The organism is Shewanella livingstonensis (assembly GCF_003855395.1).
Lineage (GTDB): Bacteria > Pseudomonadota > Gammaproteobacteria > Enterobacterales > Shewanellaceae > Shewanella > Shewanella livingstonensis.
Window position 1 is genome coordinate 2,327,677 of sequence record NZ_CP034015.1, and the last position, 17,808, is coordinate 2,345,484.

The following is a 17,808-nucleotide window of genomic DNA, read 5'->3' on the forward strand; positions in this document are numbered from 1 at the left end:
GTAGCTTGAGTGAATGAAATGAAATAACATGCCAACCCGTAATGAATTCAATTCACACCTAAGTGTAAGATACTTAATTACAATAGAGGCTAAGATGGCAGATACCAAAGCAATTCAACAACTTGATTTAAACTTACTCAAAATATTTGAAGCGCTTTATTCTGAACAGAATATGACGTTAGCGGCTAAATCGCTGTTTATTACCCCATCAGCGGTCAGCCATGCGATAAAACGGTTACGTTTAGTATTAAACGATCCATTATTTGTTCGCCAAGGGCTACAAATGCAACCGACGCCCGCGTGCCAAAGAATGGCTCCGCAATTGATTAGCGCCCTTAACCGGATAAGACAGGTGTTACAGCAATGCGGTGAATTTGACCCATTGACTACCGAGCAAACCTTTAAAATAGCCATTCATGAAGCGTTAGAAAGTCAAATAATGCCAAGGTTGATTAAGCAAGTTTCCCAACTAATCCCCCATGCTTACGTTGTTAGTATGTCTTTTTCACGAGACAATATTGCACGCCAACTTGCCAATGGCGAAGTGGATGTCGCCATTGATGTTGCTCGAGCCGTGAATGCCCCTTTAGCGCATAAAGCGCTGTTGTCAGATCCTTTTTGCGTGTTGATTGATCGTCAATATCATCCTCTGTCAACTGGCAAATTGTCGGCAGCGGATTATATGAATGCTGAACATATCGCCGTCTCTAGCAGGCCTATAGGTCGGGTTATGGAAGATATGTTATTACAACAACAAGGGATTAATCGACAGATTAAATACCGTTGCCAGAGTTATCAAACTGCCGCTAAAATGATAATAGGTTCGCCGTTTATGTTGACCTTACCTCGCACTATAGCGCTGCAATTTATCCATCAAGATTTATATGTGCATACCATGCCATTTGAACTGCCAGATATTGATACCCATTTGTATTGGCATACCAATACTGAAACAGACCCCGCTTTTATGTGGTTAAGAACTCAAATAGAACAGGCCGTAGTGGCCGAGTAACCATTTGCATGTTACGCGGCCAGCATCCGTTGAGAGACAATTATGTTGCAGTAAATTTAAGGAGATCAATTAGGATGTTAATAGCATGGGCTCGGTGGGTTTTTATCTTGTTGCTCTTTAGTTAAAGATGATTATCGACTAATTGAATAGGCCAGTTTAATACTTTATCAAACCATTAAAAGTAGAGTAGATGCTTTGCTGATTGTTTACTAATAAGTGTTTATTTTTTGTGATTTTTAATCGCTAACATTGACAATTGTTCAGTAAAGCACAACAGTTATAATATCGTTAAGCAACAGAGTAAATTTTTACGATAACTATTTTGCTAAACCTGAGTCAGTATTCATTCCAAAACCATTTTAATAATAATAACGTCATGGTGCCTGTATGAACCCAACGAACATGTTTTTTCGCAAAACGACCATAGCTAACCGTCTACTCGGGATGTTGGCATTAGCCATTGTTGCCACTATTGTCGTTTTCTGGTTTTCATTAACGCGGGTTGAAAACGTGTTAATTAACGAAAAAGAAGCCAAGCTGAATGCTTTGGTGGACGTCGCTATTACGATAACGGATAAATATTACCAAGATGCACAGTTAGGGAGTATGACCGAAGATGAGGCGAAAATATTAGCCTTAGCGGCGATAGATAAACTGCGCTATGCAGGTAACGAGTATTATTTCAGTATTGATACTCAAGGAACCATGATCCAACATGCTTTTGCTAAGCAATTAGTCAATACCAAGGTGTTAGCAATGCAAGACCCTAATGGTGTAAAGCTGTTTGAACAAATGATCCAACGCACTGAACAACAAGATGCTGCCCGGATTGATTACATGTGGAATAAACCACAGCAGGAACAACCGAGTCCCAAAATGTCGGTGGTTAAACGCTTTAAACCATGGGGCTGGATTATCGGCACAGGAATTTATATTGATGACATCCAAGCGGATAAAAACCAATTTATAACTCAATACTTACTGCTACTGACACTAGTGTGGTTGCCGGTTATCTTATTACTGTTTTTTATCATTCGAAGTATTTCAGGACCGATGATTGACACCATAAGCGCGTTTAAGAATATTGCTAAGGGCGAGGGGGATTTAACTTTACGTTTGCCTGAAGAAGGAAATGATGAACTCAAGCAAATTGCTCATCATTTCAATATCTTCATTGAAAAAATCCAAAAAGTGATTATGTCGGTAAGCCACTCGGTTGATGAATCAAGCCGCTTAGCTAAAAACATGTCAACGATTGCAAAACAGGCCAATCAAATTTCATCGAATGTACAAGCCGAAACGGCCAATGTCGCCACTGCAATTAATCAAATGTCGATGACCGCATCTGAAGTGGCCTCTAATGCACAATTAGCAGCAGACAGTACTTATCATGCTGATACTGAGGCAGATAAATCCGCCGCTGTTGTTAATAATGCGATGAAAAAAATATCAGAATTATCCAATGAACTGGCTGCGACAGAAGAGGTTGCCCGAGGTTTGCAAGTGAGTTCGAGTAAAATTGGTCAAATTCTGGATGTTATTGTCGGTATTGCTGATCAAACTAATTTACTTGCGTTGAATGCTGCTATTGAAGCCGCTAGAGCCGGTGAAGCTGGGCGGGGGTTTGCGGTTGTTGCTGATGAAGTTCGTACTCTTGCTAGTCGAACTCAAGCGTCAACAAGTGAGATTAACCTTATTATTGATGCCATCAGAAGTGCCATTGACAGTGTTAATGCCTCTGTAGCGAGGGCTAGAACTAAATCATCTGAAACCGTCAATGAAACTCAGCAAGTTGTTGGCGCGCTTGATAATATTAAATCATCAATCGAGCAAATATCACAAATGAATATTCAAATTGCGGCTGCAACAGAAGAGCAAAGTACTGTTATAGCAGAGCTTAATATGAATATTACCCGAATCAATGACATGTCATTAGATAATAGAACTCAAAATGAACTTATTAATAAAGGCAGTATGGATATTGAACAGGGTGCAACACAGTTACATCAGCTCGTGGACCAATTTAAAGTAAAATAAGCGGCTATTAATCGGGCTGATGTTACATTAGCCCGATTAATGTGTTTATATTTTATAACGAAAGTAGTTGAGTTAGCGCATCAGTATTAACGTGATAATTGCACCATAATATTGATGACATCTTGATATGAGATATTATATTTGCGAGATAGATTGATTATTTTAGTTTTATAAGTTTGAATATGTTCTTGTTTAAGGAGTCCTATTTGTTTTTGTTCAACAATAGAATTTACCGTATCTTGCAAGATTAATAAGCGGCGCAAACTAAAATCCAGCGAGTCAATATACGCTGTCATTTGCTGCTTATTACGCGCATTTTCAAGATTTGTAGTTGTGCGTTGTTCGAAGTCTAACTCATCAAACGCATCCATCATTTGCTTTAAATTTAAATCTTCACTCATAAGTATGATTGTTTACGTTATTTTTGGAAATTATATTCATTTTTATTGAATAAGTCACTCTTTAACTTAATTTGTGGATCTGTTGATATACTCAGTAAACGGTACTTTTTGAGTATAATAATATATCGTTAACAAAACTTGTTGAAATACCTAATAATTAGTAATCTAAGATTCTGATTTGCAAGGAGGACTTATGTTAGATTTATTACCAGATCTATTCGATCACTATCCCGAAAAATTAATATTATTGCCTATTCCATGGCAATCCTTTGGTGCCAAACCGATATTTTATGGTGAAGTAGTAACGGTAAAATGCTTTGAAGATAATTCCAAAGTAAAATCTGAATTAGCTAAAAATGGCCAAGGTAAAGTCTTAGTTGTTGATGGTGGGGGCTCAACGAGACGTGCGCTTCTTGGTGATATGATAGCCCTTAATGCATATGAAAATGGCTGGGAAGGTATCATTATTAATGGTTGTATTCGTGATGCAGGCACCATCAATACTATGGACATTGGCATACAAGCTTTAGGTACTAATCCGATTAAAACAGATAAAAAAGATGTGGGTGATGTTAATGTTACTATTGATATTGCAGGTGTCAGTATTTTTCCTGGAATGATGATCTACGCTGATTTGAATGGTGTTGCCGTCAGTAGACAGGCACTAAATTTAACGGTGTTAGCGTAAAATAGCGACAGACAAGGAGGCAATAATGAAAGTAGTAAAGTGGTTATTAGCTATAATGCTAACTTTAGTGGTAGGTGTGACAGTCTATCTAACAATGTTTTTCGATTTAAATAATTTCAAACCGCAAATCGTCGACGCCGTGAAAAAGCAAACTGGCCGCGATTTACACATCAGCCAAGATTTAAGCTGGAGCGTGTTTCCCTCGTTAGGGATCAAGCTTGGGGGTATTTCGCTGTCTAATCCAGATGGCTTTACGCCTGTTGCAATGCTTGATGTTAATGAGGCTATTGCCAATGTGGCACTGATGCCATTGTTTAGCCAACAGATTGAAGTTGATTTATTAAAGCTTGACGGCTTAACCCTTAATTTAGTCACTCAAAAAGACGGTAAAACCAGTTTTGATGGATTGGCTGCAGACAGTACAGCAGACAAGCCAAAAACGACAGCCCCGAGCAACGCTAAAGATATGTCATTACAAACATTAGATATTGGCGGTATTGAACTGACGAATACTAATATTAACCTCATTGATATAGCTAGCAATACTACGCAAACATTCAGTTTAAAGCGTTTTACTTTAGGTCAGTTCAGTCTAGGTCAATTCGCTGATTTTGCTTACGAATTTTCAGCAACACTACCTGATATGACGTTAGCATCATCTGGACAAGGTAAAATTAAAGTCGACCAAGCCTTAAAGAATATCACCATTAATGATTTTGTAATGGAACATAAAGCTCAAGGTGACAGTTTACCGGGTAAAGTGGTTAATGCAGATATTACCGCACAAATGACCATGGCATTAGATGCTAAAACAATTGATCTTCAATTAACTAAATTGGCTGCCATGGACTTAGCAGCAACTGGAGATATTACCGTTAACTATAGTAATAGCATTCCTAAAATTGCCATGAACCTAGATATTGGCGATATAGACGTAGATGCGCTATTACCACCCAAAGAAGGTAGGGCTGACAAGTCAGAAGTCAATGCTGCAACAGGGCCAAGCCAAGAACCGGATCTATCGGCATTGAAGAGTATCGATTTAACCTTAAACTTATCGGCTAAATCAATTAAAGTCAGTAATTTACTCACGCAAAATTGGCAAATGAAAATGGCCATTAATAAAGGCATATTGAACTTGTCGTCGCTTACTGCCGATTTGTACCAAGGTAAGCTAGCACTTAGCGCTAAGCTTGATGGTCGTAAAGCGATACCAACCTATCAGTTTGATAAAAAATTGACTGGCGTGCAAATTCGTCCGTTATTAACTGATGCGGTTGAAGTTGATTTAATTTCTGGTACCGCAAACTTTGAAGTTAAAGGCAGTGGTAGCAGTTTGATCCCAGACAACCTTAAAAACAACCTCGATGCAGTGGGTAAGTTTGAAGTGGCTGATGGTTCGCTGTATGGCGTTAATATTCCACAGATGATCCGTAGTGCTCAGCAAAAATTGAAAGGTGACTTATCGGCTAATAGTAAAGAAGAGTTGAAAACCGACTTTACCAGTCTAACAGGCAGCTTTACGCTTAAAGACGCCGTTGTTAACAATCCTGATTTAGCGATGGCAGCACCGTTAATTCGATTAAAAGGTAAAGGCACGGCAAACATTGCAACAGAAGTGTTAGATTACACTCTAACGACCAGTGTAGTAGGTTCATTAGCGGGACAGGGCGACGCTGTTGATGAGTCACTTAAAGGTGTTGATATTCCGTTAACGATTAAAGGTACATTCCAAGAGCCTAAGTTTGGTATTGATACTAAAGCATTATTGGAAGGTCAGTTTAAAGATGAGGCTGATAAAGCCAAAGAAAAGCTAAAAGAAGGGTTGTTTAACAAGCTAGGTCTTTAGTTCATCATCTTTGATAAAGGTTGTAGCTTATTGGTAATCAATACTACAGCCTTATTCAACATTTCAATAATGGATGATTAGGCTGACGATGTACAATTGGTTATATCATCAAGCAGATGTAATCGCACCCTATAGAGCTTAATAGCGTAATTGAATGTAGTGAACAAATGAGCTTTTATCTGCTTTAATCTTAAGTATAAAAAAACGGACAAGTGATGACTTGTCCGTTTTTTTATAACCTGAAATCAGCGCTATGGTGAATACTCATCAGCACAACAATCCATTTATTATCAGAATCATCGTCTCATGAGCTAAATTGCTTAGCTATTGGTCATAATCAGTTTTAATATCTGGCCAGGTTGAATTAACTTACTGTTTTGTAGACTGTTCCATTCAATTAGCTCTGCAACAGTTACCTTGTACTTTAACGCGATACGCGCTAAAGAATCACCTGATTGAACACGATAGTTGACAGTTTTCTCATTGCTGGCGGCACTTACGGCCATTTCGTTAGGATAAATAACTAAGTTTTTACCTACCGATAATGTTGCTTGTTTCTTAAGGTTATTCCACTTCATTAATTGCGCCACACTCACTTGTTGTGACTGGGCTATTTTCCATAATGAGTCGCCGGATTTAATCGTATAACTCTGTTTATTCGAGCTCGACTTAACGACTGCTCTACGTGCAAGAACCTGGTCTGCGGTCATAGTGGCTAAATCTGGATCTTTGGCCGCGACAGGAATAATTAAGAACCTACCGGCAATAATATTGTTGCCTTTAATGCCGTTACTGCTTCGAATTAATATTGCGGTTGTTTCAAATTGATCCGCAATTTTACCGATGCTGTCACCAGACTTGATTTTATAGCGAACCCAGTTAATACGAGAATCTGGCTCTATAGTAGCTAATGAGCGTTTAAAGCTTGCAGCCTTGTCGCTAGGCACAACTAAATGATGGGGCCCTTGTGGAGCTGTTGCCCAACGCTTTAAACCTGGATTAATCGCCTTTAAGTCTACGATATCAATCTGCGCCAAATCTGCTGCTAGGGTGATATCTAGTTGAGTTTCAATATTAACAACTTCAATCTGTGGCGTATTGTCGATAGGCGTTAACGTAATACCATATTTATCGGCATGCTTAATTACATCGGCTAATGCTAATAATTGTGGCACATAGTGCGCGGTTTCTTTTGGTAGTGATAACGACCAAAAGTCAGTTGATTTTCCACGAGCTTGATTATGCTTAATAGCATTTAAAATTCGACCTTCGCCTGAATTATATGCGGCAATAGTATACAACCAGTTTTGATCCATTTTAGGATACAAGTACTGCATTAAATCTAATGCGCCTTTGGTTGATGAGGCTACATCGCGGCGACCGTCATACCACCAATTGGTTTTTACGCCAAAAGATAATGCGGTTGGTGGGGTTAACTGCCATAGGCCAGAGGCATCACCGCTTGAATAGGCTAGTGGATCAAAACCACTTTCAACAATGGGTAACAAAGCCAGTTCGATTGGTAGATTTCGCTTTTCGAGTTGCTCAACAATATAGTATAAAAACGGGCTGGCACGTTGAGTCACTATTTCTAAATGCTTTGGGTTATCGATATACCATTGTCGATACTGGGCAACCAATGCATTGTCTATAATTGGCAGATGCATTTGATTGCTGATCCGCAGCCATAAGTTATTCACTTCGGCAACTTGTACTTCTATTTCATCAAGTGTCACCGTTGGCGATTTTTTGCTTTTAGCTTTAAAGGCGACGGTTTGTTGATCAATGTCTGTTTGTGGGGCTGTAGTTTGAAGGGTCTGACACCCCGTTATTGCCAGTAAGCTACCGGCAACAATCAATAAGTTTGCTTTCATTTGAAGATACACTTCCTCAAGTTCTCAGGGCGTTAAAATAAAGGGTCGAACATACCAAGTGCCTATGAGACTCTTTTGGTCATGCTTTAGTTCAGTTTGGCATTGTAGATTAAATTATTTGGCTTGTCTTATTAAAGTGTTTTCATGTTAATCTAGAATTGATCTTTCCATTGCCTTAACAGTGTAAACGTTTGAATTTCATCGATATTAGTTTTGTTGTATTCGGTTGAAATTGCGACTTGAGTCTCATTTAAATGACAACGTAGGAATGGGTTTATGGCTTTTTCAGTAGCGATTGTGCTAGGGATTGTGGGTTTGTTTTGTGAGCGTAATTGGTCGACTTTATTGGCATAATCAATTAACTGTAAATTATTTGGCGTTACGTGTAAGGCAAAGTTGAGGTTGGATCTGGTATATTCATGAGCACAAAAAACTTGGGTTGTATCTGGCAAATTTGCCAACATAGTCAGTGATTGCAACATTTGCTCCGGGGTTCCTTCAAATAAACGTCCACATCCGCCACTAAATAGGGTGTCGCCACAAAATAGTTTATCGTCAATATAATAAGCAATATGGCCTAAAGTATGCCCCGGAACGGCCATGACTTGGGTCAGTCCTAAGTGTGGCATATCGATGCTTAGCGTCGATGTGGTTGCCACTGTCAATGGCTGGGTTAATCCATCGATACTTTCGTTACTAGGACCATAAACAGTAAGATTATTATTGAAGTGTTGTTGCAGTTGTTTTATACCGCCAATGTGGTCACTGTGATGATGAGTAATAAGTATACCCACTAGATTAAGCTCAGTAGTGGCTAAATAATCGATAACACTTTGGCCACAACCAGGATCAACCACATAAGCATTAAGGTTGTTTTTTTGATGAATTAACCAAAGATAGTTGTCATTAAAAGCTGGAATGGTATGAACGTTAAGCATAATCTGACTCGAGTGATGATTGACTATCTGTTAGGGTAACGGATATTGTTTAATAACTTCAAGTAAAGTCATACTAAAAGTATCAATTATGGTTAGCTGAAAATGAAATAGGTTATGGTAAAGTTGCAGTAGTTGATATGACATTTTTGCACAGTAAACGTTGGCGGGCTTCATGTTAAAACCCCTTATTTGGCAAGACTTACCTTTTGGTGAGTTACTGCAAACCGAAATAGAAGCAAAATTAGCGCCTTGGTGGCCGCGTATATTTGGCTATCATTTACTTAAAGTCGGGGCGTTAAGTGGTCAATTAAACAGTTTACATTGCAGCATAGCTCGACATTTTTGTGTTTATGATGCTCTAGAGGCCTGTATTCAGGCCGATCCTCATCATTTACCGATACAGCAGAGTGCTATTGATGCGGTGTTAAGTTGTTTTTTACTTGAATTTGAATCAGATCCTTACCAAATTTTACGCGAGTTCGATCGCGTCCTTATTAGTAGTGGTTATATATTTATTGTCGGTTTTAACCCGGTAAGTCCCGCTTTTATAGGTAAAATATTACCCAAGTACCAAACTCAACCACCTTGGAATGGGCAGTTTTTTATGCCATCAAGAGTAAAAGATTGGCTTGGATTACTGGGTTATCAAGTGTTAGCTGACGAACGTTTAATGTACCATTCATTATTAGGTCAAAGCGTTACTAACCGTGGTCATAAAGCCAACCAATCTCAACACACTCCTTTTTGGCAAAAAAGTATTGCTAATTGGCTGCCGAGTACGGGCAGTGTCTATTTAATTGTGGCTCGAAAAATGACTATACCGCTTACGCCGATAAAAGATAAATCAAAACTAAAAGCGCCTAATTGGTCAACCGCACCCACAGCAGGCCGTTCTGGATTAACTCAAACTCAGCGTGTTGAAAGCCAAATATTGAAGTCTACAAAATCATAAATGGGTAATCGTAGTCGGGTAATTAATTATTCTGGCTTATAACCCGTATCGACTTGTTGCGGTTTCGCTTCGGCTGCTTTTCGAGCCAATACGTCACAACGTTCATTTTCAATATGGCCTGCATGGCCTTTTACCCAGTGCCAGTCAATCTTGTGTGATTGACTTACTGTATCTAAACGCTTCCATAAATCGACATTTTTTACTGGTTGTTTGGTTGAGGTAATCCAACCCTTTTTCTTCCAGCCATGGATCCACGTCATAATGCCTTGGCGCATGTACTGACTATCACTGGTTAAAATGATGTTACAGGGTTCATGTAAGGCTTCTAATGCAATAATCGGCGCCAAAAGCTCCATGCGATTATTGGTCGTTAATAAGAATCCATCAGCCATTTCATGCTGCTGATGTTTATATTTCATTACCACACCATAACCACCAGGTCCGGGATTTCCTAAGCAAGAGCCATCAGTAAAGATATACAGCTGTTTGAGTTCGGCCATCAAGTTGTTACCATAGCTAAATATTGGCGCCAGTATACTCAATTTATACAAGGGCGAGAGTTGAATGAGTAAAAAATATGAACATTATTTCTAGTGCAAGTCGTCAAGTCATTCTCGATACCGAAACAACCGGTATGAACCAAGCTGGTGGACCCATTTATGTGGGTCATCGGATTATTGAAATTGGTTGTGTTGAAGTCATTAATCGTCGTTTAACAGGCCGAACATATCATCAATATATTAATCCTGGTCAAGCGATTGATGAAGAAGCTATTCAAGTTCACGGTATTACCGATGACCGCGTTGCTAATGAGCCGCGCTTTCACCAAATAGCCAAAGATTTTATCGATTTTATTGATGGCGCCGAAATTGTCGCGCACAACGCTAATTTCGACGTGAGCTTTATGGATCATGAGTTTTCAAAGCTCAATCCTATTGGTCCAAAAACTAAAGATTTTTGTACTGTTTTAGACAGTTTGGCCATTGCCAAACGTCTGCATCCAGGCCAAAAAAACAATCTAGATGCATTGTGTAGACGTTATGGTATCGATAATGGTCGGCGTACTTACCATGGCGCATTACTCGATGCGGAAATTCTCGCTGATGTTTATTTAATCATGACCGGTGGACAAATTAAGTTTAATTTGTCCAATGAAAAAGCGGGTCAAGAAGGAGGCGGGATAAAAAAAATCGACCCTGCGGCGTTTAATCTTAAAGTCGTTGGTGCATCTGCCGATGAAATACTATTACACGAACAACGACTTGACCTCATTGCGAAGTCAGGTAAATGTCTCTGGAGAGGGTAAACCAACCTTTATGAGTGCTACTCGCGCCGGTTATCTTGTTATTCCATGTTTATTATTGCTGAGTCTTATCTTAGCTTGGCAACCTAATGCCCAGGGTGCAACGGTCAATGCATCGCAAGCAGCAGAACTTAAAAATCGTTTCCGAATCGATCATATGGTTGATAATCTCACTTTAGTGATCCAACGAAGCTATGGTTCAGCCCCTGTGGTGGTTATTTTACCTGATGGCAGTAAATGGTATTCAACTCGTCATCCTCAAACCGTAAAGTGGGTCGACGGTATTGCTGCCGATATGATTTATATCGACAATCCGATGCCTGGTCCTTGGCAGTTATTAGGCAGCGTGGTCGAAGGCTCTACTATTCAAAAAATATCTGCATTAGATATTGCAGTGCAACCTTTACCTCAACCTCTTTATCAAGGAGAAAGGCTCAAGGTAACCGCAAAACTACTTGGTGATAATTTAACCATGAGAATGCCGGGTTTAGAGTATATGGTGGAGTGGACGGCTCGTTTTACCAGTGAGCATCTTGCTGGTGATGATAATTTTGCAACGGGGACTATCATTGTTGGTGCATATAAAGACAACGGTGAATTGTTGGACGAAGCTCCTGACGATGGCATTTTTACTGGCAGCCATAATTTGAAACAACCGACTGGCCATTATGTGTTGAATGTTATAGCCCGAAATAATGTATTTGAGCGTGAATATGTGATGCCTTTTGAGCTTTCTCCTCAACCTATAACCGTTAAAATGGTACCTAACAGCGACCCACTAAAGGAAATCTGGCAGATTCAATTAACGGTAGATGATTCAGTGGTAGTGCTAGCACAAACTCATTTTGAGTTTGAATTAGTTGGGCCTGCGGGTTTATCTCTGCCCTTAACGCTGCAAACGATGACTCGTGCTGAACAAATTTTATATTTACCCAAAGTGACCGAGTTTGGCAGTTATCGTATCAAAGGCGATGTGTTTTCTACAACTGTTGATGGTCGTGAAATTGTCTTAAATTTACCAGAAATGTTTTTTAATTTGGTTGAACCTCCGGCTCCGGGTCCTACCCTTGAAGAACTTGCGGCTAAAGCAGCCATTCAAGCTGTACTTGAAGAGCAAGTGGCCAAAGATAATGCCATGTTTTGGATTATTACCATTAACGGGGTACTTTTTTTAGTCGGCATTGTTGGTTTGGTGGTCTGGCGTAAAAAACAGACATTGGCAAAAGCGATGGCTGCTGCGGAAGAAAGATTAAAGCAAAATCCAGTGAATGAAGAAAAGCCTAAAGACAGTATTCTTGAAAGCGTCGATTTAGATGATATTGATCTGAGTATGCCAGACGATAAAAGCTAATTCATTGAGAACTATTCTTTGTATACGTAACTTTTCCGCTGAGTGTTTTTTAGTCAAATGAACTAAAGCAATTAAAAAAATAGTTGACGATTAATTCTGACAACTTTATTATTTACCGCACTTAAGTACAGTTGATGTGCCGTTTTTCTTAACACTTTATGAGCGTTGATAAAATAGTATTGTTTACTTAAGATACCTTTGAATAGCGTGAAGTTAATTTCTTAAGCGACTGTTTATATTTAGAAAAACTAACCACGGTATTGTATACTTGTTAGTTTTGCTAAGTATATACAAACCGTTTTGGAGCGGTAGTTCAGTTGGTTAGAATACCGGCCTGTCACGCCGGGGGTCGCGGGTTCGAGTCCCGTCCGCTCCGCCAAAATAAGACTAAGGCCTCTACAGCAATGTAGAGGCTTTTTTCGTTTACAAATCTATCTAGGTGATAATTTCTTATTACTAATAATGTTCACATTGTTTGCCATTAACCTTTTGTATGGCCTTATTTGATGGCTCACTAAAACCACCATATCACGTGGGCGAACGCGAGTTCATTCTTTTCAATATCACATCAATTTTGCCAATGTAATAAAAGCCTCTACGGCAATGTAGAGGCTTTTATTCATGTAAAACCAACAACGATGTTGTTTACATTAGCTGTACTTGTTGTTGTCGAGCATTGATTGGTTAGCACTAAAAAGCGTAACTAACATTCAGCTCAAGGGAGCGACCCGCAGCGGCTATTTGTTGAAAACCGTTGCTGCTGTCAGCTTTATAATCAGCAATACTTACACCACCAAGAGGCAGTTGATAATACTCATCCAGTAGATTTTTCACTGCTATAGTCATTGTGGCATCTTGCCATTGGATACTGCTGCTTAAATTAAGCAGTGTGTAACTGTCAGTTGTGTTTTCTAAACGCTGTTCATCCACGCGATCTTTACTTGCAACCCACAACCAACTGAGACTATTTTGCCAATCACCTAGCTGTTGTTGCAACGTTAGCTCTGTTTGCAAAGGTTTTATTTGATACAGCGCTTGGTCGTTGTCATCTCTTTCGCCGCGGGTTGCGTTGATGTTAGCGTTAATGAGCCATTTACCCGTGTCGTTGTCTGCTAGTTGATATTCAGCATCAATGCGTGCACCAAACAGGGTGGCGTCGACATTGGTAAACTGTAAAATATGACGACTATTAGTATCGATACTTGTGCGATTAAAGCTGCTGAGCACATTGGCATCAATAAAATCGTTAATGCTGCTGTACCAAGCTGTTGCACTAAATGCTAAATCATCTTGTACTAGCTTGTAAGCCAAACTCAATGTATGCGCAGTTTCTGCACTAAGGTCTGGGTTGCCTATGTAGCCGTTTGCATCGCCATACCAGCCAATCATCGTTGTGGCCATGGTGCTTTGGCCCCAACTGTATCGCTCATATAAATTTGGGGCGCGGTTCTTTCGGGCTAAACCAAGTTCTATCACTTCAGTATCACTGAGTTGATAGCGAGCAAGAAGAGTCGCATCGATGTTATTGACATTGCGCTTTCGATATAGGCTATTAAATTGATTTGCTGCTATGGCATTAACATTGGTCATGCCCATCATACTCATGGTGTTATAAGGCTGAACCTCACCTGTGCTGGTTGATACGTATTCATAACGAACACCTGCAGACAGCCACCAACGTGTATTAAGTGTTTGTTGCCACTCGCCATAAAGAGCTGCACGTTGGCGTTCGCCATCATTGATATTGACGTAGTCATTGGGGCCCATCATGGTAGAGCCTTCAATCGCTGGCCATGTATCATCAAGTTGATACACATAATACTCATGGCCAATTAATAAGATGCTGTCTGAGCTCATTGGTAGCAGCCAATGCAGTTGGTAACTGTAATCTTTACTCTTAGTTTCCATTGGCATCATGCCGTTTTTTTCATCGCTAAAGAAACCCATTTGATGCTCTACATTGTGCCAGTTTACTTGGGCTGTGAACTTGCCTTCGTTTTCAAGTGTTCGTTGATAGCGCACTAATGCGCCATAACTGTCATTATTCGTCATGTCCATATACTGGTTAGCGAAACCTTGAAAGGGGATATGTTGATGGGTCAATTTGACAGCAATTTGTTGGTTGTCATCTTGCCAAGCAGCAATTAATGCATGATTTTGTGATTGGTATAAAGTGTCTATTACTTTATCGCCGTGGCCGTCGGTATAGCTGTTTGCATCTTCAAATGATCCTTGGTAACTAAAGCTAAATGTTTTACTTGCAACAGTGGCATTTACACCTGCGAGAACTGCGTCATTAGTGCTTCGATAACCGCTAGATATGTTGCCATTTTGCCATGTCACATTGTCGCTATCGGTAAATACAGGGGTTAAGCTAGTGACGTTAATGACGCCAGCAATGTTATCGCCACCGGCGCTCACCGGAGAGACTCCAGCAACCACTTGGGTCGAACTAATTTGATTGGCTGACACATAAGAAAGTGGCGGGTTCATCTGGTTTGCACATGATGAGGTAATGTCGCTGCCATCAATGAGAACTTTAATGCGATCACCCATCATGCCATTTAAAATCGGTAATGCAGATACGCCACCCGCTTCAGAAAAATCTACGCCTTGCTTTTTAAGTAAGCTTTGGGCTGAACCGAGTAAATCGCTATTGGCCGCTTGTCCATGTACTTCAACCCGCTCAATGCCTTCACTATTTCGCTTATCATACTGTTCAGCCATCACTGGTTGTGTAATAGCAAACATTACAGCCAATGCAATTGATGAGTAAACCCATGGGGAATTAGTATTTAATTTAATGGTTTGCATTACTTTATTTGTCAATGTCATCACCTTTATTGTTATTTTATCAACCTTTGATGAATATATTTCAAAGGTGTTTATTAGTCTGTTAAATTATAACCTGCTAATAAATATGATGAATGCGACATAGTGTCGCACCTTGATGAATAGCTGTCTGTGGTGATGAATGAATCATGGAGATATCAATAACACTGCATCAGTTTCTGACATGTGGATTGATGACTTTTGTATGAAATGATTATTTTAGTGCTTGTTATTTAGCGATAAGCTTGCTTATACTGCGTGACATCTTGTCGGAGTGCCATTATGGCTGAGACCGTTTATTCGGGATCCGTTGAACCTGATCAGGCTAGAACCTGCGAAGGAAACAAGCGTAATAATCATGATTATTGGGAAGATAAATAACGTATTAACACGATTGTAATTGGACGTTTACCTCCGAATTTTTTATCGGTTTATATTCCAGTTACGTTATTACATTAGTATTTTTCTATGTGATTATTGACGTAAGCAATAGCTTTTTTATTGTTTACTGCTGCTATCAACACCTCTCCAGACAAGCAACTCTACTCTTAATATTGAGGTTGCTAATGTCAAATCCAAACCGTCGTCAAACTCGAGCTAACGCTCAACAATTTATTGATACCCTTAAACCGTTACAACATCCTAATTCTGAAAAAGTCTATTTAGCGGGTAGTCGTGCAGATATCAACGTTGCTATGCGCCAAGTTAATCAAACTGATACCGTTATTGGTGGTACCGACGCAGAACCCATTAAACAAGCCAATCCGCCGATCATAGTTTATGACTGCGCGGGTGCTTATTCTGATCCCCTTGCTGATATCAATGTGCGTGAAGGCTTACCTAAAATCCGTCAAGCATGGATTGATGAGCGACAAGATACTGAGCAATTAACGGGTGCAAGTTCGGGTTTTACCCAACAACGGCTGGCCGACGATGGACTCGATCATTTACGATTTGACGCCTTAGTCGCGCCTAAACGTGCCAAGAAGGGCAAATGCGTGACCCAAATGTATTATGCACGCCAAGGTATTATTACCCCTGAAATGGAATACATTGCCATTCGTGAAAACATGGCTCGTGCTGAAGTAACCGACACCGTGTTGACTCAAAAAGCGCCTGGTGAGGCTTTTGGTGCGCATATTGGGCAACTTATCACTCCTGAGTTTGTCCGCGATGAAGTCGCCCGAGGTCGAGCGATTATTCCGTTGAATATTAACCATCCTGAAACTGAACCTATGATTATTGGGCGTAATTTTTTGGTGAAGGTGAATGCCAATATTGGTAATTCGGCGGTGACATCTTCGATTGAAGAAGAAGTCGAAAAACTCGTATGGTCAACTCGTTGGGGCGCCGATACGGTCATGGATTTGTCCACTGGACGTTATATCCATGAAACGCGTGAATGGCTTATCCGTAATTCGCCTGTGCCGATTGGTACCGTGCCTATTTATCAAGCATTAGAAAAGGTTAATGGCGTTGCCGAAGACCTCAGTTGGGCGGTATTTAGAGATACATTGATTGAACAAGCCGAGCAGGGCGTAGACTATTTTACGATTCATGCAGGGGTGTTATTGCGTTATGTACCCATGACCGCAAAACGCCTTACCGGTATTGTGTCGCGTGGCGGTTCAATTATGGCTAAGTGGTGTTTAAGTCATCATCAAGAAAGTTTCTTATATGAACATTTTCGCGATATTTGCCAAATTTGCGCCCAATACGATGTGTCGTTGTCTTTAGGGGATGGTATGCGCCCAGGTTCAATTGCTGATGCCAATGATGAAGCGCAATTCGCGGAATTAGAAACCTTAGGTGAATTGGTCAAAATTGCATGGGAATACGATGTGCAGACCATCATAGAAGGCCCTGGCCATGTGCCAATGCAATTGATTAAAGTCAATATGGAAAAGCAATTGGCCCTTTGTGATGAAGCGCCATTTTATACCTTAGGCCCACAAACAACCGATATTGCGCCTGGATATGATCACTTCACCTCAGGCATTGGTGCAGCCATGATGGCTTGGTACGGCGTGGCGATGTTGTGTTACGTCACCCCTAAAGAACACTTAGGTTTACCTAACAAAGAAGATGTAAAACAAGGCTTAATTGCTTACAAGATTGCTGCCCATGCTGCTGATGTCGCTAAAGGTCATCCAGGTGCACAAGTACGTGATAATGCATTATCAAAAGCCCGCTTTGAATTCCGTTGGGAAGATCAATACAACCTGGGTCTTGATCCTGATACCGCTCGTGCTTACCACGATGAATCGTTACCACAAGAATCAGCCAAAGTGGCTCATTTTTGTTCAATGTGTGGACCTAAATTCTGTTCAATGAAAATAACCCACGAAGTGCGTGAATATGCAGCGAATCTTGAACAAGCTGAAGCACTTAAGATTGAAGTATCTTCTGCTAGTGCTTATCAAGCTCTACATACGACTCAAGCCATAAATCCGTCCGAAGCGATGGCGCAAAAGTCGGCAGAGTTCAAAGCGTCGGGCTCGGCGCTTTATCATGACGTCAAACCAGCAGCACAAGTTGATACCGACTTAGCGGTAGAGGTTGAATAATCGC

Annotated in this window: 13 protein-coding genes, 1 tRNA gene and 1 riboswitch; of the genes, 9 read left to right on the plus strand and 5 right to left on the minus strand. The window is 40.3% G+C overall.

Annotated features, from left to right (window positions below; all coding sequences use genetic code 11):
- The first annotated feature begins 94 nt into the window (after window positions 1-94).
- A complete protein-coding gene (locus tag EGC82_RS10070) occupies window positions 95-1,012 on the plus strand; it encodes a LysR family transcriptional regulator (RefSeq protein WP_124730639.1) in 918 nt (305 codons plus the stop codon).
- A gap of 387 nt (window positions 1,013-1,399) precedes the next feature.
- The gene (locus EGC82_RS10075; protein ID WP_124730640.1) at window positions 1,400-3,049 is read left to right on the plus strand and encodes a methyl-accepting chemotaxis protein; all 1,650 of its coding nucleotides are present in this window, start codon (window positions 1,400-1,402) and stop codon (window positions 3,047-3,049) included.
- An 86-nt stretch (window positions 3,050-3,135) separates the two neighbouring features.
- Here EGC82_RS10075 and EGC82_RS10080 read toward each other — a convergent pair whose 3' ends face one another.
- Window positions 3,136-3,450, minus strand: a complete 315-nt coding sequence (locus tag EGC82_RS10080) for a hypothetical protein (RefSeq protein WP_124730641.1) — start codon at window positions 3,448-3,450, stop codon at window positions 3,136-3,138.
- Window positions 3,451-3,643: 193 nt separating this feature from the next.
- Here EGC82_RS10080 and EGC82_RS10085 point away from each other — a divergent pair, with 193 nt between their 5' ends.
- Together EGC82_RS10085 and EGC82_RS10090 are read left to right on the plus strand one after the other, a co-directional pair.
- Window positions 3,644-4,138, plus strand: coding sequence for a putative 4-hydroxy-4-methyl-2-oxoglutarate aldolase (locus tag EGC82_RS10085; protein ID WP_124730642.1), 495 nt, complete (start codon window positions 3,644-3,646; stop codon window positions 4,136-4,138).
- Window positions 4,139-4,163: 25 nt separating this feature from the next.
- On the plus strand, window positions 4,164-5,987 hold the full coding sequence (locus tag EGC82_RS10090) for an AsmA family protein (RefSeq protein ID WP_124730643.1): 1,824 nt from the start codon (window positions 4,164-4,166) through the stop codon (window positions 5,985-5,987).
- A 320-nt stretch (window positions 5,988-6,307) separates the two neighbouring features.
- Here the strand turns inward: EGC82_RS10090 and EGC82_RS10095 are convergent, their stop codons facing one another.
- On the minus strand, window positions 6,308-7,861 hold the full coding sequence (locus tag EGC82_RS10095) for a lytic transglycosylase (protein WP_124730644.1): 1,554 nt from the start codon (window positions 7,859-7,861) through the stop codon (window positions 6,308-6,310).
- A 152-nt stretch (window positions 7,862-8,013) separates the two neighbouring features.
- On the minus strand, window positions 8,014-8,799 hold the full coding sequence (gene gloB / locus EGC82_RS10100; RefSeq protein WP_124730645.1) for a hydroxyacylglutathione hydrolase: 786 nt from the start codon (window positions 8,797-8,799) through the stop codon (window positions 8,014-8,016).
- Between the two features lie 172 nt (window positions 8,800-8,971).
- Between gloB and EGC82_RS10105 the strand changes: the two genes are divergently transcribed.
- Entirely contained in the window at window positions 8,972-9,751 is a 780-nt protein-coding gene (locus EGC82_RS10105) for a methyltransferase domain-containing protein (protein WP_124730646.1), read from the plus strand.
- Between the two features lie 26 nt (window positions 9,752-9,777).
- On the opposite strand, the gene rnhA is transcribed toward EGC82_RS10105, so the two are convergent.
- Window positions 9,778-10,251 carry a ribonuclease HI gene (gene rnhA, locus EGC82_RS10110; RefSeq protein WP_124730647.1) on the minus strand — a complete coding sequence of 158 codons (474 nt, stop codon included), beginning with the start codon at window positions 10,249-10,251 and terminating at the stop codon, window positions 9,778-9,780.
- Window positions 10,252-10,328: 77 nt separating this feature from the next.
- Between rnhA and dnaQ the strand changes: the two genes are divergently transcribed.
- The 3 genes from dnaQ to EGC82_RS10125 all read left to right on the plus strand — a co-directional run bounded on the left by dnaQ (window position 10,329) and on the right by EGC82_RS10125 (window position 12,784).
- On the plus strand, window positions 10,329-11,057 hold the full coding sequence (gene dnaQ, locus EGC82_RS10115; RefSeq protein ID WP_124730648.1) for a DNA polymerase III subunit epsilon: 729 nt from the start codon (window positions 10,329-10,331) through the stop codon (window positions 11,055-11,057).
- Window positions 11,058-11,067: 10 nt separating this feature from the next.
- Window positions 11,068-12,405 (plus strand): TIGR03503 family protein, encoded by a 1,338-nt coding sequence (locus EGC82_RS10120; protein ID WP_124730649.1) that lies wholly within the window; start codon window positions 11,068-11,070, stop codon window positions 12,403-12,405.
- A gap of 302 nt (window positions 12,406-12,707) precedes the next feature.
- Window positions 12,708-12,784, plus strand: a tRNA-Asp gene (locus EGC82_RS10125).
- Window positions 12,785-13,095: 311 nt separating this feature from the next.
- On the opposite strand, the gene EGC82_RS10130 is transcribed toward EGC82_RS10125, so the two are convergent.
- A complete protein-coding gene (locus tag EGC82_RS10130) occupies window positions 13,096-15,240 on the minus strand; it encodes a TonB-dependent receptor plug domain-containing protein (protein WP_124730650.1) in 2,145 nt (714 codons plus the stop codon).
- A 257-nt stretch (window positions 15,241-15,497) separates the two neighbouring features.
- Window positions 15,498-15,597, plus strand: a riboswitch (TPP riboswitch).
- Window positions 15,598-15,803: 206 nt separating this feature from the next.
- Here EGC82_RS10130 and thiC point away from each other — a divergent pair.
- The gene (thiC, locus tag EGC82_RS10135) at window positions 15,804-17,804 is read left to right on the plus strand and encodes a phosphomethylpyrimidine synthase ThiC (RefSeq protein ID WP_124730651.1); all 2,001 of its coding nucleotides are present in this window, start codon (window positions 15,804-15,806) and stop codon (window positions 17,802-17,804) included.
- Window positions 17,805-17,808 lie beyond the last annotated feature (4 nt).